At 64.0% G+C, this 18,163-nt stretch carries 20 protein-coding genes; 3 read left to right on the forward strand and 17 right to left on the reverse strand.

The window, feature by feature from the left end; genetic code table 11:
• The first annotated feature begins 13 nt into the window (after positions 1–13).
• Both AC57B1_RS04155 and AC57B1_RS04160 read left to right on the forward strand, forming a co-directional pair.
• Positions 14–736, forward strand: coding sequence for a hypothetical protein (locus AC57B1_RS04155; protein WP_496416693.1), 723 nt, complete (start codon positions 14–16; stop codon positions 734–736).
• A gap of 57 nt (positions 737–793) precedes the next feature.
• Positions 794–1,243, forward strand: coding sequence for a hypothetical protein (locus AC57B1_RS04160; protein ID WP_496416694.1), 450 nt, complete (start codon positions 794–796; stop codon positions 1,241–1,243).
• Positions 1,244–1,332: 89 nt separating this feature from the next.
• Here the strand turns inward: AC57B1_RS04160 and AC57B1_RS04165 are convergent, their stop codons facing one another.
• The 6 genes from AC57B1_RS04165 to AC57B1_RS04190 all read right to left on the reverse strand — a co-directional run bounded on the left by AC57B1_RS04165 (position 1,333) and on the right by AC57B1_RS04190 (position 7,461).
• Positions 1,333–2,295 carry an ankyrin repeat domain-containing protein gene (locus AC57B1_RS04165; RefSeq protein ID WP_496416695.1) on the reverse strand — a complete coding sequence of 321 codons (963 nt, stop codon included), beginning with the start codon at positions 2,293–2,295 and terminating at the stop codon, positions 1,333–1,335.
• 195 nt (positions 2,296–2,490) lie between these two features.
• Positions 2,491–3,510: an ankyrin repeat domain-containing protein gene (locus AC57B1_RS04170; protein ID WP_496416696.1), complete on the reverse strand. Its 1,020-nt coding sequence runs from the start codon at positions 3,508–3,510 to the stop codon at positions 2,491–2,493.
• A gap of 244 nt (positions 3,511–3,754) precedes the next feature.
• The gene (locus tag AC57B1_RS04175; protein ID WP_496416697.1) at positions 3,755–4,828 is read right to left on the reverse strand and encodes an ankyrin repeat domain-containing protein; all 1,074 of its coding nucleotides are present in this window, start codon (positions 4,826–4,828) and stop codon (positions 3,755–3,757) included.
• A gap of 11 nt (positions 4,829–4,839) precedes the next feature.
• Positions 4,840–5,991 (reverse strand): ankyrin repeat domain-containing protein, encoded by a 1,152-nt coding sequence (locus AC57B1_RS04180; protein WP_496416698.1) that lies wholly within the window; start codon positions 5,989–5,991, stop codon positions 4,840–4,842.
• A 187-nt stretch (positions 5,992–6,178) separates the two neighbouring features.
• Positions 6,179–6,646 carry a hypothetical protein gene (locus AC57B1_RS04185; protein ID WP_496416699.1) on the reverse strand — a complete coding sequence of 156 codons (468 nt, stop codon included), beginning with the start codon at positions 6,644–6,646 and terminating at the stop codon, positions 6,179–6,181.
• A complete protein-coding gene (locus AC57B1_RS04190) occupies positions 6,643–7,461 on the reverse strand; it encodes a hypothetical protein (protein WP_496416700.1) in 819 nt (272 codons plus the stop codon). Before AC57B1_RS04190 ends, AC57B1_RS04185 begins: the two co-directional genes overlap by 4 nt.
• 492 nt (positions 7,462–7,953) lie before the next feature.
• Between AC57B1_RS04190 and AC57B1_RS04195 the strand changes: the two genes are divergently transcribed.
• The gene (locus AC57B1_RS04195; protein WP_496416701.1) at positions 7,954–8,430 is read left to right on the forward strand and encodes a hypothetical protein; all 477 of its coding nucleotides are present in this window, start codon (positions 7,954–7,956) and stop codon (positions 8,428–8,430) included.
• A gap of 90 nt (positions 8,431–8,520) precedes the next feature.
• On the opposite strand, the gene AC57B1_RS04200 is transcribed toward AC57B1_RS04195, so the two are convergent.
• The 11 genes from AC57B1_RS04200 to AC57B1_RS04250 all read right to left on the reverse strand — a co-directional run bounded on the left by AC57B1_RS04200 (position 8,521) and on the right by AC57B1_RS04250 (position 18,101).
• Entirely contained in the window at positions 8,521–8,958 is a 438-nt protein-coding gene (locus AC57B1_RS04200; RefSeq protein WP_496416702.1) for a hypothetical protein, read from the reverse strand.
• 6 nt (positions 8,959–8,964) lie between these two features.
• Positions 8,965–9,573 carry an antirestriction protein ArdA gene (locus AC57B1_RS04205; protein WP_496416703.1) on the reverse strand — a complete coding sequence of 203 codons (609 nt, stop codon included), beginning with the start codon at positions 9,571–9,573 and terminating at the stop codon, positions 8,965–8,967.
• Positions 9,574–10,033: 460 nt separating this feature from the next.
• On the reverse strand, positions 10,034–12,160 hold the full coding sequence (locus AC57B1_RS04210; protein ID WP_496416704.1) for an integrase repeat-containing protein: 2,127 nt from the start codon (positions 12,158–12,160) through the stop codon (positions 10,034–10,036).
• A gap of 194 nt (positions 12,161–12,354) precedes the next feature.
• The gene (locus AC57B1_RS04215; RefSeq protein ID WP_496416705.1) at positions 12,355–12,984 is read right to left on the reverse strand and encodes a hypothetical protein; all 630 of its coding nucleotides are present in this window, start codon (positions 12,982–12,984) and stop codon (positions 12,355–12,357) included.
• Between the two features lie 197 nt (positions 12,985–13,181).
• Positions 13,182–13,754: a helix-turn-helix domain-containing protein gene (locus AC57B1_RS04220; protein WP_496416706.1), complete on the reverse strand. Its 573-nt coding sequence runs from the start codon at positions 13,752–13,754 to the stop codon at positions 13,182–13,184.
• A gap of 122 nt (positions 13,755–13,876) precedes the next feature.
• Positions 13,877–14,230: a phage protein NinX family protein gene (locus tag AC57B1_RS04225; protein WP_496416707.1), complete on the reverse strand. Its 354-nt coding sequence runs from the start codon at positions 14,228–14,230 to the stop codon at positions 13,877–13,879.
• A gap of 64 nt (positions 14,231–14,294) precedes the next feature.
• A complete protein-coding gene (locus AC57B1_RS04230) occupies positions 14,295–14,825 on the reverse strand; it encodes a DUF6876 family protein (RefSeq protein ID WP_496416708.1) in 531 nt (176 codons plus the stop codon).
• Between the two features lie 474 nt (positions 14,826–15,299).
• Positions 15,300–15,965: a Bax inhibitor-1/YccA family protein gene (locus AC57B1_RS04235; protein ID WP_496416709.1), complete on the reverse strand. Its 666-nt coding sequence runs from the start codon at positions 15,963–15,965 to the stop codon at positions 15,300–15,302.
• 248 nt (positions 15,966–16,213) lie between these two features.
• Positions 16,214–16,444, reverse strand: a complete 231-nt coding sequence (locus AC57B1_RS04240) for a hypothetical protein (RefSeq protein ID WP_496416710.1) — start codon at positions 16,442–16,444, stop codon at positions 16,214–16,216.
• Positions 16,445–16,743: 299 nt separating this feature from the next.
• On the reverse strand, positions 16,744–17,253 hold the full coding sequence (locus tag AC57B1_RS04245; protein WP_496416711.1) for a hypothetical protein: 510 nt from the start codon (positions 17,251–17,253) through the stop codon (positions 16,744–16,746).
• Between the two features lie 128 nt (positions 17,254–17,381).
• A complete protein-coding gene (locus tag AC57B1_RS04250; RefSeq protein WP_496416712.1) occupies positions 17,382–18,101 on the reverse strand; it encodes a helix-turn-helix domain-containing protein in 720 nt (239 codons plus the stop codon).
• Positions 18,102–18,163: the final 62 nt, after the last annotated feature.

An 18,163-nucleotide genomic window follows, 5' to 3' on the forward strand; every position in this document is an offset into this window, starting at 1 on the left:
CGAGGAGCCGAGCATGGACGTGGGCTGGTTTTTGCATCAACGGGTCGGTTTCATCCGGCAACTCTACGCGACGTCGGCCGCGCCCTACATCGAGCGCCAGCGCCTGATCGACGCGGGCGAAGCCCCGTTCGAACCGCCGTACAGCGAGGACGGCGAGCCGCCCTTCCTCCTCGAATGGCAGGAGGCCGACGATTCGCTCCACGTGCTGGGGTACGCCTGCGTCTCAACGCTCTCCGACACGCTGAAGGTCTTCTTCGGGGAATGGGAACGGCTGACCGGCGTGACCACCGACCCCGCGACGGCGAAGGTCTTCAAGAAGCAAGGCTTCGTCGCCGGCTACCGTGCGCTGTTCGAGCAACGGTTGGGCGTGCAACTCGCCGACAGCGGCGTGGACCTGGAACTGCTCGAACAGGTGGTGCTGGTGCGCAACCGCGTGCAGCATCAGGATTCGCTCACGATGAACCGCCCGAGCCATTCGAAGGCGGAACTGGCCCGCCTCAAGAGCCCGTTCTTCCTGGACGACCACGAGCGGCAGGCCCTGACCCGCATCGACGGGAACGGGGAAAGCGTGTGGTTGATGCCGCCCCGGGTGGCGGTCACCGGGGACCATCTGATGGGCGTGCTGGAAGCGGTGGACCGGTTGGCCGACTGGATGGATCAGGCGCTCGAACCGTTCCGGAACGGGCGTCGTCGGCCTGCTCCCACGACGGCCGGGCACCCGGCAGGCGGCGCCTGAACAGGTTTTGCTGCTCGTATAATCCTGCGACACGATAAAACGACAACGGGGAAAACAATGATGCGACGGGTGATGCTTGCTGCGCTGGCGTGCGCGCTGTCCGGCTGCGCAATCGAAGGGATCGGTTTCGACGGGCGCGTGGACGCCTACCAAAACGCCGCCCGGGACGGCAACGAGTTCGTCGCGTTGCACCCCGGTGCCCGGGACACGTCGTGGTACGAGGGCTGGTGCGCCGCCGAACTGCCGCATTTCAAACGGATGGACGACCAGTACGCTCGCATGACCCGCTACTGCGAAGCGATGAAAGCCCAGCCCGAACACGCCGCGGACATCCGCGCTTCACTGATCAAGGACCTCGACAGCGGTGGGGTTCAGGCGGACCAACGTCGTAACGGTGCGCTCGCCGCGCTTTCCGCCATGGCTGCTGCTGCGCCGCCGCCCAAACCCGCTCCGGTGACGTGCACTTCGACCACGCTGGGCACGTCGGCCACCACGACCTGCTACTGACGCTCCTCGGGAGGCCTGCTCCCACGACGTAAAAACCCCCGCCGGAGGCGAGGGCACTGGGCTGACGCCCGGTTCGCAGGGCGTGAGGATCACAAACGCATCCGCCAACGTGGTGCCGGTGCCTGCGCGGGAGCGTCCTGCTCCATGGCGTGCGTGAGCGTGGTCCGGTCGCAGTCCACGATCGCGCCCTGCACCGCGTTCTTGAACGGGGCGTTGCCAAGCATGTCAGCGACCTGCACCGCGGTGCGGCCGTCCTTGTTCGTCGCGTGCACGTCCACGCCCGCCCGCACCAGAAGATCCCCCACCTCGGGGTGGGTCGTCGATCCCGTCGCCGCCGTGTGCAAAGCGGTGTTGCCCCGCAAGTCACGAACGTTCACGTCCGTACCACGGTTGATCAGCGTCCGTGCCTCGCTCACCCCGCCGCGCCCCGCCACCAGGTGAAGCGGCGTTTCGCCCGCCAGATTCTGCGCGTCGTGCCTGGCGCCGTAGTCAAGCAGGAGGTCCATCGAGTGGGACCGCGCGACGTGCAACGGGGTGTTGCCCGTTTCGTCCGCGATCGTCGGGAGCGCCCCGGCTTCCAGCAGGGCTTGCGTGCAACCGGGATCGTTGGGCGCGGCGGCTGCCACGTGGAGCGGGGTTGCGCCCGGCCCGTTTTGCACGTTGGGGTCCGCCCCATTGTCCAGGAGCATCCGCACCCCTTCCGCACCGTTGTCCGCCGTGACCGCCTTGTGAAGCGCCGTCGATCCGTCGCGCCCCCGTGCGTTGATGCCCGCGCCGAGGTTCAGCAGCAACTGCACCGTTTCCGGTTCGACGGTTTTGCTGCACGCCGCTTGCAAAGGGGTCATGCCGTTGTTGCTGAAAGCGTCGATGTTCGTGCGCCGCGCCAGACCCGGGATGAGGTCGCGCTCGTTGTTCTGCGCCGCGATGCACAACTGGTCCGTTGCCGCCCAGCGCTGGCTCTGCTCCAGTTTCTTGCGGATCTGCTCCTGCTCGTAAACGCTATTGGCGAGTTCGGCGCCGAAGCGAGCGCTGTTGAAGTCCCTGCGAGCCATGATGAACCTCCTTGGTGGTAAGAGGTGCTGATGCACCTGCGGTGGGTCCTGCTCGACCCAGGTTACGAAATGCGTGGGGATGCGCAAGAGGGAAGCCTCGAAAGTAACGGAGGATTACAACAATGCCGACGGACAGGGTGAAAAGCACCTGTTTGCGACGAAAGAAAGGCCAGGGGATCGCCCGGCCTTGCGTGGTTAGAGGCGCATCCGCCGTCGCGGTGCGGGTGTTTCCGCGATGTCGGGAGCCTGCGAGGCTTCCGCGGCGGCCTGGCGAAGCGCCACCTGTTCGCGCTCGATGGACACGCCTCGCACGAAATCGACCGCTGCCTTCCGGGGCGGATCGTTCTGCGTGTTCACGACGTGCCGTTGCCAGTTTGGCCCCTGCACCAGTTCCTCAACGTTGGCCCCCCGCTCGATCAGGCGCCCGACGGTCTGGATCTGACCGTTGTACATCGCGACTTCGAGCGGCGTCTCTTCGGTGCCGGTGAACTCGTCGTACGACGTTTCGTTGATCTTCGCGCCGTAATCCAGCAGTAGATCGGCCACGCCGGGCTGGTTGTCCATCACGTGGTGCAGCGGGGTGCCACGGTCCTCAAAGCCTTGCTGCGCATTCCCGCCCGCATCGAGCAGGCGCTTGACCATCGGTTCCCGGTGCCCCCGTTCGACCGCCGCAAGGACCGCCGGCATTTCGCCGCGCTCTGCGTGCACCCGTGCGCCCCGGTCGAGCAACGTGTTCGCCATCTCGACCATCGCCGTCGCATCCGTTCCCGGCGGGTAACCGCTCCAATCGTTTTCCGGAAGGTGGCCGAGCGCCAGCATCAGCGGACGTTGGTCGCCGCCGATCTCAACGTCTGCCCCGTGCACGAGCAAATGGTCGAACACTTCCTTGCGACCGTTCTGGACCGCCGCTTGCAACGGCGTGTCGACCCGGTCCTCCTGCTCCTCACCGGTGATCGAGTTCGGTGCGCGCAGTTCCTGCGGCACCTCGTCCCGGTAGCGCTGGTTCACGTCCGCCCCGTTGCTCACAAGCAGATCCACCATCGCGCCGGACCGTGCTTCGTGCAGCAGGTTGGTCGTGGGAAGGTCGAAGCGCTCGAAGGCGTCTTTCACGTGATCGTGCTGGTCCTCTTCCACCCATTCCCGAAGGGTGTCCATCGACGGCGGGTCGCGGTCGTTCACGGGCTTGCGACGGAGGTTGGCGTTGTCGATGTCCACGGTGGTCTCCTGGATGGTGAGCGAGGTGCGAATCCCTTCGGATAAAGTTACGACACCTGGGCAGAAGCGCAAGGGGATGGTGAACGAAAAGCGATGCGGGGTGCGGAGCCGGATTTTTGGGTGGGCTGGAATCCAGGACAAGGGACGGCGGACCGGAACAACGGGTGGCTCGCGCCACCCGAAAACCTCGTTGGAGCGGCTGACGCCGCCCGGGCCCACCCGCTTCGCGCTGTCCCGCAGGCGGTCAGAGGCGGACCCGGCGACGCGGTGCGGGTTGTTCCGCGACCTCGTGAGCCTGCTCCTGCTCGACGTCGGCGAAGGTCTGGCGGAGAGCCTGCTTCTCTTTCTCGACGGCGAAGGTCCGAACAAGGTGCATGGCTTCTTTGCGACCGGGTTGGGGATCCAACCCCGACTGTTCCTGCTCCTCCGCTTGCCGCCAGCCGTCGCCCTGCATGGCGAGTGCTGGGTCTGCCCCGAGATCGAGGAGTTTCGCCGCTATGTCGATTTCACCGCAGGTCGCTGCATCCGTAAGAGCGGTATCGTCGCGTTCATCCCTGGCGTCGAGCAGCGCAACTGGATCCTTGCTGCGGCCGACGAGTTTGTCCACCATTTCCGGATCCCTCGCCCAATGGAGTGCGGTCGCTTCGTTGACGTTTCGCTCCATGGGGTCGGCGCCGTAATCGAGGAGCAGATCGACGACATCGCCACGCCCTTGGGCCGCCGCAAAGTTCAACGCGGGCACCAGGCCGTAATCGTTTGAGCAATCGTTGGGATCCGCCCCGTGTTCGAGCAGCGCCGTGATCGTTCCGATGGTTGCATGCTTTTCCTTGACGGCTTGTGCCAAAGCACGGCTGGTCTCTGCGCCCGCATTGAGGAGGGCGCGAACCACGGCTTCTTGTTGATCGTCGTCACGCGTCACCGCGCGGCCGAGCGGGTCGTCGTCCGCTACGCCTCCCGCATCAGGGGCTACGCCTCCCGCATCAGGGTCTGCACCGTGATGCAAGAGACGTTGAACCGTTTCCGCATTGGCGCTGCCCGCCGCGGACAACAGCGGGGTGGGATCGCCGTAATCGCCCGGCCCATCCTTGTTCTGGTAAGGCCGGTTGACGTCCGCCCCTTTCCCCACCAGGAAATCCACCATCTCGGGTGAGCGCACGCTGTGGAGCAGGTTGCCGGGCTTCAGGTCGTGCCGGTCGAACGCTGCCGTCAACCCGTCAATGTCGTTTTCCCGGACAAGCTCGATCAGGTCCGCTTGGCTGGGGACCTGCGGTACAAAGGTGTTACGCACGCCGGCGAAGAGTTCACGAAGGGAAGTCATGGGTGGTCTCCTTACAGACGCACGCGCCGACGCGCGACGGGTTGGGTGGGTTGTTCCGCGACCTCGGGGGATTGGTCGTGCTCGACCTCCGCGAAGGTCTGGCGGAGCGTCTGCTTCTCTTGCTCAACGGCGTGGGTCCGCACGAGATTCATGGCTTCATTTGCTCCGGGCTGCATCCGGTTCGGATGGTTCCTCTGACGATCTTCCGCCTCACGCCAAGTCGGACTGTCCATCGCGAGCCGGGGATTTGCCCCGTTGTCCAAGAGCTTTTGGGTGATGTCGTGATCGCCGTAGACGGTGGCGTTGAGTGCCAACACGGTGTCACGTCCCGATACGAGCGAGTCAACGCCCGCCGGATCTCCACCCCGGCTCACGAGTTTATTCACCATGCCCATGTCCACCTGGTTCGCGGCATTGTGCAACGGTGTGTGCCCTTCGATGTTGGTCATCCGCTGGTTCGCGCCATAGTCCAGCAGCATGTCCGCAACGTCGGTGCGACCCTTCGCCGCCGCGAGATGGAGCGCCGTCTCCATGTTATTGTCCGCCCCGTCGGGATCGGCGCCTCGTTCCAGCAAGGTATTGATGGTTTCAATCCTTGCACCGCTTTCGACGGCTTTGGGTAAGCTAGAAGGGAGATACTTCGGTCCATCCGGACTCGCACCGCCTTCGATCAACGCGCGGACGGCGGGTTCCTGCAGTTCATCGTTCCGTGCGATGGCTTCGAAAAGCGGGCACTCATCCTGTCCCCACCCGCTGTCCGGGTTCGCACCGTGATGGAGGAGACGCTGAATCGTCTCGACGTTAGCGCTCGATGCCGCGTAACAAAGCGGTGTCGGCTCCCCATGATCAGAGTTCATGCCTTCCCCATGGTCGTACTCCTGGTTCACCTTCGCGCCCTTCCCGACCAGGAAATCGACCATGTCGGGAGACCGAGCGTTGTGGAGCATGTTGGTGGTGCTAAGGTCCGCGTCCTGGTCGAACGCAGCCTTTAGGTCGTCGAGCTTGTTCTCCCGCACCATGGCGTAGAGCGGTCGGCGCTGGTCCTCCACGCGGGGAGCATCGATCGACGGTTCGCTTAGGTCAACGTCATCGTGCGATTCCTGCTGCGCGCCGCGCGAGAACGTGTTGCGAACACCGGCGAAGAGTTCACGAAGGGAAGGCATGGTGGGTCTCCTCGGGCCGATCGCCCGCACGTTGGGTGTGGAACTGCTCAACCCACGTTACGAAACCCACGGGAATGCGCAAGGGGGATTGAGCGAAATGTAACGCGAGGTTACAACGTTCTTGCCGCGAGGTGCCAAAGCACCTGGCGGGGACAGCAAAGAGGCCGGGTTGCCCCGGCCACTCTGCTCAACCCCACGCGTCCGGCGGCTCCTCGGCCGGCACCAGGTAATCGGTGTAGGTGCCGCGCAGCATCATCACGTCGTCCCGCCGGAAGCACGGCTCAACGCCTTCCGCCACGACCATCGGGACGACTCCGGTGGCCACCGCGTTGACCAGACGGTCCCGCCCGCCCGCGATGACGATGGCCTCGTTCAGGTTCACGTGGTCCATCGCCTGCCGGGACATTCGAGGGTCGCCCTCCGCGACGATGTAGCGTGTCTTGCGCGTGCGGAGCACCACCGTGGCCGGCCGCCGGGGGCCAGCATGGTTGTCGTTCGTCACCTTGCTGCGCGCCGGGCACGCCTTGTTCAGGCGTCGTAGCGCCGAGTCGAGCGTCGCAGGGTCCGGCGGTGCGAACGGGTTGATCCCCGGGATCGCTTTCGCCTCGTCGCGCAGCGCGCCGTGGACGTCGTTGTTCAGGGTGTCGTCGGTCATACCGCCCCCAACGTGCGAAGGTTTCGCTTGCCCTTGCCCTTGCGCTGGCCCGGCCGGTCGCGCCGTGCGTGCACGTCGGACGCGTCGAGCCACAGGCGCCCGTTGTCCCGGACACCGCGCAACGCTCCCGCGCGTGCGAGGCGAAACGCCTGCGACGGACCGGAGTGGCCCATCACCTCCGCCGCCTGGTGGAGCGAGTAGCGATCGGCCAAGGGGTTGTCCCCCGCCTCGCGGAACGCTTCCACGTCCGCGCGCCGTACGTACAGGTGCTCGCTGCCGTCGTCGTTCCTCAGGACGAGGTGGGTCCAGCCCCGGGTGCGCGCCAGGTGAAGAACCTGATCGTCCCCGAGCAGGTGCAACGCCACCCGGACCTCGGGGGCCGTCATCGACGTCACCGGGTCGGTTTCGCGCTCGTAGAACTGCGCCAGGTGGCGCGGTCGAAAGCAAAGCCCGTGGCGACCCAGAGCGCCCAGCGCCGGCGTCTGCGTTTCGTACGACAGGCGCCCGGCCTGGACCATGCGCACGACCTGCTGGGTGCTCACGCCGAGCTTGCGCGCCGCGTCGTCGGTGTTGAGCAATGCGCCAACGTCGGCCGCGACGCTCGCGTCGATGAACGCCTGTACGTCGCTCTTGCGCAGCCAGAAGCCCGTCGCCCCGTTCTTGTAGCGTCGCGGAACGGACGGGAGGTGGCCGCGCTTGACGTGATACGCCACCGCTTCGCTGGATTTCAGGTTCATCAGGCGCGCCGCTGCCGCTGCCGTCATCAGCGCGTCGCCGCTCCCGTCGCTGGTCTTGTCGATCGTCGTGCCGTTCATGGTCTCCCCCTCGTTGCTTATGTGTCGGTGCCCGCCCAACGCCGAAGCGTCAGCGGGTGCTTACGCCAAACTATCCGACCCATCGCGGCTGTCAAACGGGCTGCGGGTGCAAAACACCCCGATCAGGGTTTTTGATGGTCTGAGGTGAGCGAGGCGCTGCGCAGAACCCCGGAACCGGCGCTCAACCCCTTTTGGGACGCTGCGCGTTCTTGGGCGACCCGCTTCGCGCCGTCTCCTTCGGAAGGGGGAAAGCGTTCGTGATCGAGGGAGCCCGGCCCGGTCGCCGCAGGTGCTCGCCGGGTGCGTGCCGTTCGCCTCCGGCGGTTTTCCAGGTCGGCAGGCCGGTCTTTGCTCTGCCGCCTTGGCGACCCTCCCGGCGCTCCGTTCGTGGCCCTGGGTGCATCGCACCCTCTTGAGTTGACGGGCGCGCCAGTACCTGTACGCTGGCTGGATCAGGACCGACACGGCACAACGCCGACCAGGAGGATCGCCATGCAAGACTTTTCGTCGCTCGACACGTCGCGGAACGCGACCGCCGTCGCCCCCGCCCGCGGGATTCGCGGGTTCGCCCAGCGGGTCCGTGCGTACTACCTCGCGCCCGGCGTATCGGCCCCGACCCGCGTGAAGCGCGTGGTGTGGACCGCCGTCGTGGCTCTCGCGGTGGTGGTGCTGGTGCAGCACGCGTTCCCGCGTCGCCAGGACGTGGTGTACGGTCCGCCGACGGCGTTGCCGCCGCCGTCCTTCGTGCCCGTCGCCCCGGTGCAGCAACCGCTGCCCCCGGACACGGCGAAGATGTTCACGCAGGAACAACTGGACCAGAAGCGGGACGCGTGGCTCAAGGGCACGCAAGAGATGGCGGCGGACGCTGAAAAGCGCGCGCCCGGGACGGTCGGGGCGTATCAGGCCCGGAGCTTCGCGGACTTCCTCGCCGCGCACTGCGGCAAGCCGGGCGGTTGCCTGAAGAAGTAAGGGCGTACCGCCCGTGGGAACGCCCGGGGAACCGGGCGTTTTGCCGTTGGCTTACGCTGGATCGTTCTGCTCCGGCCGTTCGGCGTCGATCTACCGCTCTTGAGGTCCGTAAAGGTCTTCGACGATCGCCCGGTCGGCGGGGCTTGCGAGGTCAAAACAGATCCGCCCGGATTCGCATTCGACGAGGCGCACCCACGGATCGACGATCCACCGATCGTCCACGATCGCGAAGTCGTGCCCGCCGGCGATCTGCGCAAGGCGCGAGGCCGGGTTGTCCTCCACGAAAAACCCCACGATTCGCGCACGGCCGGGGAGCGCTGCCACGACGTGCCGTGCGTAGTTTGTGCAGGTGATGGCGCTCGAGCCGTCCGGGAAGACGCTGGACAGTTCCGGACCGGATCCGGTGGCGAGCATCGCCCGCCCCTCGTCGAGTGTGTAGCGCTTGCCCTGCTGGTCCTCGAAGAGGATCCCGAAAGCGGCGTCCGAACCGAACGACGCCTCCGCTTGCTGTTCGTTGAAGGCGTTCATGAAGGGTTAGAACTGGTTGGCGTTGGTGATCACCCAGTTCACGCCTGCGAACGTGATCTCGTCGAAGTCCCCGTTGAGCTTTGCATCACGGGTCCACCCGTCGGTGTCGAAGTAGCCGCGCAGGCTCTCCGGGAGTTTCCGCACTTCCTCGGAATACAGTTCCTCGAAAAGGTCCGCGCCGACGTCGTTCATGTCGCCCTGTTGCAGCATCACGTCGTCGATCTGGTCGATCGCGTCGTCGAGCTTTGCGCCCCGGTCGCCCACCAGCCACGCCAGCGCCGCCTTCTCCGCATCGCTCAGGTCCCGGTCCATCAAATCGAACCACGTCGAAAGGGTGCTCTGGTCCACACGAAGCCGTGCGAAGAGGTCCGCGTCTTCGTCGCTGCCGTCCAGAAACTCGATGGAATACTCCTCCACCACGCCGCCCCATGCGTTGCGGTTGGCCGCGTACTTCTCGTTGTAGTCGTCAAGGGAGACGAACCGAAAGCCTCGCGACTCGCCGTCGAAGGGATTTGCATAGAGGGTGTTCATATCTGCAGTCGTTTGAGCCAGGGGTGCGAGGAACGCGCGGTCTGCGTTGTGGTTGTTCGTGCTGATCGGTTGGTTCGTGGTCATGGCTCTTCTCTCCGTTCGGTTGGGTTTTTCCTGCTGCTGCCGTCATCGCCTGGACGGGTAACAGGACCGAACGACCACAAGGGCAAGGGGGCTCACCGGATGCCGCACGCGCCGAACGACCAGAGGGAGAAAGGGGAACGGGAGAGGAAGCGCGAAGCGAACCCCTTGCCCTGAACGGTGGGTGAATCGGTCATACACGTCGGTTGAAGGCGACACGGAGCAGCGGAACCAACGAACGGGAATGGGACCACGTATCAACGCGCCTCGATCAGCACGACCGTGGCGAGAAACGCCGCGGTGGGTTGAAGCACTCAGGTGGTGGAGGTGTTGCTGGAACCGCAGCGTACGCGCGCTGCGCTCAACGGGGAGCGCGAATAGCGGGAGCCGAAAGGGAAACCGAGCATCGGGTGACGCTCGGCCACTTCGGAAGGTCCCATTGCAACGTCAATCGCAACGTCTGTTATGCCGCTCTTGGCATGGCGAAATCTGCGTCGGCGATCCAGTCGTTTGCCACATTTTCGCCGGGCTTCGCGAGTCGGATGATGTAGGGGAACGGAAGGGACGCTGGCTTTGCTCTGAGTGGGTTGAGCCCTGTTCCGAGAAAATCGCACCATGAGGTCCATTCATCTTTGAATACGGCATCTGGCGCGCTCGGAAATCCGTCGGGAAGCCCTTTTGATGCGCCGAGGGTTTGCCAATGTTTCGATGATCGGATGCCCTGCGCCTTCGCCCAGGCTGACAGGTCAGCCAAGGGCTTATAGACACGATCTCGAGTGGCGATTCGCCCGGTCCCAAGGAAATCACCCCACGACGTCCATTCCTCCTTGTAGGTCTTCTGTGGATTCGCTGGGAATCGGTCGGGAAAGTCATCAGCCTTGGCGCGATCCTTCCATTCCTTTTGCGTCGTTATCCCCTCGCCTCGCGCCCAGGCGGATACCTCGGCCATGGGCTTGAAAACGACAAGATGCCAAGCAACGCGATTGGTGCCCGAGAAATCCCCCCACGTTGTCCATTCCTGCTTGTAGGACCTCCATGGATTTGTTGGGAGCCTGTCTGGAAAATCATCAGACTTGGCGCGATCCTTCCATTCCTTTTGCGTCGTTATCCCCTCCGCTCGCGCCCATGCGGATGCCTCGGCCATCGGCATGAATCCAGCGAGATGCGCCGCAACGCGATTGGTGCCCAGGAAGTCGCCCCACGTTGTCCATTCTGCGCGGTACGCGAGGTAGGGGGTCTTTGGATAGTTTTCCGGGAAGTCCTGCTCCTTCGTCCGCTTGCGCCATTGGTCGGAACTTTGGATACTTTGAGAGCGAGCCCATCCGCGCACTTCCTCGAAGGGAGGCCAACCAATCGACCACACGTCCGCGAAGTCCGCTTCGTCACTTGGACCTGACATCACTCGCTGAATCGCGCTGACCAGCCCGGCGTCTGCCAAGATGCCTAGAGCCACCAGCGATTCGAGGTGTCGGAGCACGACGTCGATCATGGGCCAGAACTCAACATCTGATACAGCCACCTGGATGTCACAAAGCGGATCAAGAAGCGGCAACGGTGCTTCCCTCACACGAATCACAGTCCATCCCGCCTTGGTAAGACGTTCGGTCTGGCGCCGATCGCGAGCATCGCCGTTCTTATGCCAAAGGCTTCCGTCGTATTCGATGACAATCATCCTTGTGCGATCGACAAGATCCACCTGGATCGATCGTCCGCCATCGCTCGGATCAACCGTGGTTCGACGTTTATCGTCGAGGTTCAAGACGGCACCAAGTCCCCGCTTGAGGATCAGTTCCTTTCGGGATTGTCCCTTGATTGTGCGAACTCCAAGAAAGGCGGGCCAGCCTTGCCACTCGTTCCGATACATCTGATCAGGATTCACCGGAAAGCCATCGGGGAAGTCTTCTCGTTTGGTGTGAGCGAGCCAGTGGCATACACTCGTAAGCCCCCTTGCCTGTGCCCACGCAGAGACCTCTTCCATGGGTTTGAATACTTGCTTTTGTGTTGCGATCCTTCCGGTTCCAAGGAATGTGCCCCAATCTGCCCATTCATCTTTGTACGCCTTGTAGGGATCCTTGGGAATGCCCTCCATGAGATCATTTGCTTTGGCGCGAGCGATCCACTGTTCGCGCGTCGTGATCCCTTGAGCCTGCGCCCAGGCAGAAGCCTCAGCCAATGGTTTATGAACATGGTTCCATGACGCAATCCGACCGGTCCCAAGAAAGTGGCCCCACCCTGACCATTGCTTCTGATACGCACGATTTGGATTCGATGGAAAGCCATCCGGCAAACCGTTGCTCTTCGCGTAAGCATGCCATTGGGTGGCCGTAGTAATGCCCTGCGCTTGTGCCCAGGCAGAAACTTCCGCCATCGGCTTGTGGACATGATTGCGATTCGCGATCCTTCCGGTCCCAAGGAAAGTGCCCCAATCCGTCCAGTCGTCCTTGTAGATGCTATTTGGACTCGATGGGATATTCGACGGGATGGCTTTAGCTTTTGAACGAGCGACCCAGGTCTGCGCGCTGGTGATCCCATGCGCTTGCGCCCACTTGCTCGCTTCATCGTATGAACGCCACGGTTCCCTTGGTGCCATCGTCCCGTCCCCGCCGTTTGGTCTCCTCCTTCGTACATACCAAACGGGAACACGAGGTCAACACGTATAGGGTGAAATGCACCTGAATATTTCAGAGTCCGCCGGTCTTTCGCTTGCGACGTGCGCGTATCGCGGGCGCCGAGAAAAACCGAGCGTTGTTCGCTCGGTCTGGATGGGGTGCTGGTGACGTATGGTCAGCGGGCTTCCAGGAACATGTTCGCGTGGTCCGTGTCGAGCCATTGGGTCATCCACAACCTATTGCCATCCTTTTCCCCCCAGTCCACGTGCTTCATATCATCGCTGGACGACATGGTGGGCGATCCCATCGCTTCGGTCGTGTTCACGATCGTTGGGAGCGCGGACGTTGTAGCGACTTCCCCGACAACTTGCGCGATGGTCATGTCGTTCAACGCAACGGTTTCGATCGACATGGCCTTGACGACCGGCTTTCCATCACGATCCTTTCCCGCGTCGAAGCCGTAGAGGTCGGCTATCAGGCTATGCCCGAATCCCCCGAGCCCCCTGGATAACGGTCCGTGGCAAAGCACCTTCGACACTTCGGGATCGCCTTGGCAGGCGGGCAATGCGACGTCCACCGGCACGCCCAGGGGAACACCGTTCAGCGTCAGGTGGTTGTGCTTGTCGTACCCGATCAAGGATTGCTTGATGTTGCCGGAGTCGTGATGCAGGTAGGCGCCCAACATCGTCGGATGCATGATCAGTAGCGCCATGCCAAACCCGATCGCGATCGCGACGGGAAGAAACAGGACGGTGAAGAAGGGAATCCGAACGTAGGACGGGATGCGATTCAGGAAGGTCAACATGGTGGTCTCCTCGGTGGCGCCGCTGCGCGGTCTGTGGGATGCGCAGGCGCCGAAGACCTGCTCGATTTACGGTAGCTCGAGTACGTAGGAACGCAATAGCGCCCCGGGAAATATTTGAAGTGCGAGGTGCCGAAGGACCTGACATGGAAACGCCCACCGCGAAGGTGGGCGCTGATTGATCGCGTTTGGCGTGCTGGTTAGGCGTGGCGCGAATCCGTCTTCGTCAGGAACGCCTCCAGGTCCCGGCGATCGAACCGCCAGGAGTATCCTGCTCGACCCGGGCCCGGAACACGCACCGCGTACAGCCTTCCGTCGTGGACCGCGCTGAGAACCTTCGCGGGCGAACGGGACGTGATCTGTGCCGCCTCGGTCGTGGACACGCTGCCGGCAGGCGCCTCCGCCAGAACCGTCCCGGCCTGCGGACGTTCGGGCTGCGGCGAGGGCACGGTTGGCACCACGGGCTGCAATGCCCGCTGGATCATGCCGTCGAGCGTTGCTGGGTCGCCGAACGCGGCAATGCCGCGCGCCTCCGACCGCACCGCCTCGCCCCGCTCCGGGTCCTGCAGCGAGGTGTGCGCCTTGATCAGGATCCCCAGGATCACGTCCTCGGGTTCGTGGTAGAGCCCGGCGCGCTTCACCAGGTCCACCAGCCGGCGCTGCTTCGCCGCGTCCGCGGCCTTCTCACGCTCGCGGCTCTGCGCTTCGAGTTTGCGGATCTGCTCTTTTAACCCGAGGACGATCTCCTGGGGCGTACGTCGTTTGTTGGCCATGCTAGGTCTCCGTAGGTTGGCTGCATGACCCGGTCATGCGATCGACGTAACCTAACGGGTAACGGGAAAAAATCAAGCCGTGATGACCGGCACGGAAAACCGTGCCGGCCGCTCCCCCAGGATCACGCTGCGATGAGGTCCGCAGGAACGTCCACCGTTTCCCCGAGCTTGCTGCGCACAAGGCAACGCATCGACGCGATGAGCGGTGTTTCACCGTGGGCCCGGTAGCCGTGCCGCAGGATCGGCGCTTCGTCCTGGTTCACGGTGCGATTCGCTTCCCATCGCTTGGCGTCGTTGGCGTAGACCCGCTTGCCGTTGCGGTGGACGCCGATCCCGTGATCGTGGAGGAGCGGACCGCCGAGGTTCCACTCGGTCGAAAAAGGCGCGGTGGTGTCGGTGCTGCCGATGGCCTTCGCCACCGCCCAGTGCAGCGCTGCGCCGGTCAGGTCGGCGGTGTTGATCGTGAGGGTGTTCATGGTGATGTTCCGTTGCGCGGTGAGGAGGTGCCCCGCAAACCGTAGCGTGCGGGGCGTTGGTCGATCAGTATTCGGACGGGATCATCAAATGCCACTCTTGCCCGCGCTCTTCCGACGCCTGACTCCAGACGGCGTAGAGCTTGATCCCTTCGGGGAGCGGGAACGAATGGCTCTCATACCGTTGCGTGTAGAGGGCCGGTACGCCGTCGTTGCCCGTGGTGATGCGCAGTTCCGCGCTGCCGTCGTCCGCCGGTTTCAGTTCGATCACCATGAAACCGTCGTCGTAGTTCTTGCCCGGCACTTTCTGGCAAACCCAAGCGAGGGCGTCCGTGAGCAACCAGAAGCATTGGGCTTCGTCGGCGAGTAGCTTGACCCCGTCCGTGATGACGGCGCGGAACAGCGGGCCCATGCCGTAGAGTCGTTCGCTGCCGGTGCATTGGTTGAGGGCGTCGCGCAGTTCGTTGGCGTTCATGGCCATGGTGTTCTCCTTCGTGGTGGTGGTGGAAAAATCTGCAGTCGTGGGAGCCAGGTGGGCGGAGGAACTGCCGCGGTTCATGCCGTTGCCGTCCGTGGTGCGTTGTTGATCGTTGGTCACGGTGTTCCTCCTGGTGGATGTGCCTGCTGCCGTGTTTCGCCTGACGCATAAACAGACCTGCCGTCACCGGGGCAAGGGACCGGCCGGAAGCCGCACGCGTTGACGACGCAGGAGGAAAGGAACGGGTGAACGACGGGGTGCAACGCACCCTTGACCTGGACGGTGTCGGAAGGGCTATGCGTCGGTGAAGGCGAGACGCGGTGGCTCCGTCCACCGGGGAATGGGCCAACGATCGACGTGGGAACGCGTCGCGTACGTGGCGAGGAGCGCCGCGGGTGTACTGGACGTTGGGGTGAGGCGGTTGGTTCGGGGTAAGGTCGAGCCTCGGGGAGGCGAAAAACTTGGGACGCTTGCGCGTCCTTGGGCACGCCGCTTCGCGCCGCTGCCTCGCGGAGCGAGGGTGATGCGCCTCAAACCTTGGGCGTAACGTGACAACGCCCTCCGGGGAGGGCGTTCGAGGGATGCCGTGTCGGCTCAGTCTCCCAGAAGACGCAAGACGCTCAGAAAGAGGTTGATCACGTCCAGATAGAGGTTCAGCGCGACGACGATGCTGTTCGTCGCCCCGCCCTGCACCGCCTGGTTCACGTCGTAGAGCATGTAGCCGGCGAACACCAAGCAACCCACGGTGCCCAGCGCCAGTTCCAGCGCGTGGATGCCGAGGAAGAGGTTGGCGACGGTCAAGACGATCAACATCGCAAGCCCGGCTGACAACCAGGCGCCCATGCCCGACAGGTCACTGCGTGTCACCGAAGCCGCGATCGCCATGACGACCAGCACGACGCCGGTGCCACCGGCCGCGACCGCGAGGGTCTGCGCACCGTTCACGCTGTTGTGAAGCAGGTGGGTCAGCATCGGCGAAAGGAAAATCCCTTCGAGCGCTGCGAACAGCAGCAGGAAAACCACCCCAAGCAGGCTTTCCCTGGTGGCGCAGATCAGTACGACGAGCCCGATGCCGACGATCAGGAAACTGGCGGAGGCGATCCACGGGTGGGCGTTACTGAACTCGTTGAAGCCGGAACCCATGCCGAACCACGCGGCGAGGGCTGTGGGAATCATCGACAGGGCCAACAGCAAATAGGCGTTGCGCAGGACCGTGCTGCTGGTACGGCTGTCCCCAGCGCTGAGCGAAAGGTTCGACATGGTGTTCCTCCTGGTGAGGCTCCGTCCCGACGAGGACGGACGGCCGACAGGATCAAGCTAATGCAATCGAGCGGCGCGTCAACTCCAGGCTCGCGCCCGTCGCTCGATGGCCAGGGTGAAACGCACCCGGCGGTCTGGGAGCCCGCCTTGTGCCACCGCAGGTGCTGCGCGGGTGCGTGCCCGCCTTTCCAGGGGTTGGGTTTGCCCGCAGGGGATCGATGAAGCCCACCCAGTGGTGGGCGTCGCGCTCACGCGCGTTCGACCTTCACGCCGCCGCGCGGGCCACGTTCGAGCACGAAGTCCGGGTATTCGACGATGTCGTCCATCGAATCCGCGATGTGGATCGAGCCGGTGATGGACTGCCCGAAGCGGTCCAGGTCGTCGGAGGTGTCGCGGTAGGACGCGATCGCGTCGGCCTTCGTCGTGTGCTTCACCGCGTCGTTCAGAACGTCGTTTCCCATGCGGAGGTAGTAAGCCATGCTGTTTCTCCTGTCTGTGCTGCTCGGTGAGCCGCCATGGACGTCGAAACAGGGAGACCGTTCACGGGTGCCAGGACGGTGCCGGATGCCGCACGCGCCGAACCTGTGAGGGGAACGGGAGAGAGGACCACCGCGCGCCAGCGTTGCCTTGCGCCCAGCAGGGAATGGGAGAGCTACACGTCGGTTCAGAAAAGGCGGCCATCGCCGGCATGGGACGGGAAGCGTGGCGATCCCGCCATGGGAAACGCCCACTGGAGGGTGAGCGTTCGGCGGGGACGGTCCCCGCGGGCCATTTCCGCTCAGATCTTCCGGCCGCCGTGCGCGTTCAGGAAGTCTCGCGTGCGGCTGTACGAGGCCAGCGTGTCCTGCGACAAGGTGATTCCCTTGCTGTCCGCGAGGTCCTGCGCGTAGCTTCTCATGTCGCTCGTCGGAGCGGGTCCGCTTCCCCGCAAGGGATGCTTCAGGAAATCAAGCGTCCGGAGTTCGGAGCGGGCTTGCCAACTGAACGGTGCCCGGACAAGCATCCCGATCAGGTCGAACGTTGCGACGATCAACCACCACCAGACTACCCAGGCATAGACGAGGACGAGGAAACCAGCGGTGATCCCGTAGATAAGAACGTAAGCCCCAATCGGGATGATGAGCGCCATGCCCAAGGCGGGGTGTTCATTCGCGAAGAAGTAGAGCAGTCGGTGGATGATCCCGCCGTACTCAAGGTAGTGGCAGATACCTGCGATGATGCAGGCAAAAATGGACACGCCGACGAGAAACGCCAGGAATGCGATGATGTTGTTGGTGGTGCGACGCATGGTCTCCTCCGGTCGGTTTGAGGTTGGTGTCCTTCCTGGATACCAGACGTGCGGGCGGAGTCAAACGTGCCGGGCACATCCCAACGAAAAAGCCGGGCATCGCCCGGCTCCCTTGTCCGCTCGCCGCTTCACCAGGCTCTCCACGCGTCGGGTACCGTCGAAGGCGGGGATCCGCGGTCGTTGTGGAGCTTGGCCGGGTAGACCCAGCCGCCGCCCGGGGAGCGTTCGATGCCGTCGTGGTCGGGCCGTGGCCAGCGTTCGACCACCGATCGCATCGCAGCGCGGTCGCGCTCCTGTTTGTAACGCTCCACCGCGGCGCGATCGAATCGCCAGCCGGTGCTTCCCCGCGGTTTTGTGAGCGCCGGCAGGTCGCCACGGTGTACGAGGCGTCGGACCTGCTCCACCGTCGCGTCGAGCATTTTGGCGGTTTCGGTCAGGTTGATCGCATCGTCCGGCCGATACGCACGGCGGACAGCGTCCACATCGTCGGGTTCGTAAGCCGTGCGCTGGCCATGCCAATGGACGGTTCCGCCGGTCAGCGCCAGCCAGCGCTTGAACGATCGCAGTTCCACCATGCCGGCGCGCTTCAACGCCTGGCGGCTGTCGAGCCGACGTGCGCGTGCCGCGGCCAACGTCTCGACCTCCGTTCGGTCGAAGGTCATGCTGCCGCGCGGGGACGCGATCGCGGTCAGTTGACCCCTGCTCGCCAGGTCGCGCACACCCTGGCGGGAACTGAAGCCGAGCGCGACGCGCGCATCTTCCAGCGTCATGCGCTGGTGCTGGTCGTCGTCCGATGGAAGGTTTGCACCGCTCGAGGTCGGTGACGTCGTGGTGTTTGGGATGGTCATGGTTGTCTCCTCGTGTTGGTCGTGGGTTGGCACGGTCGTGGCCAGAGGTTCAACGTAACCGA

This window comes from Paraburkholderia sp. BGA-UO-ETr-F21 (genome assembly GCF_059567925.1).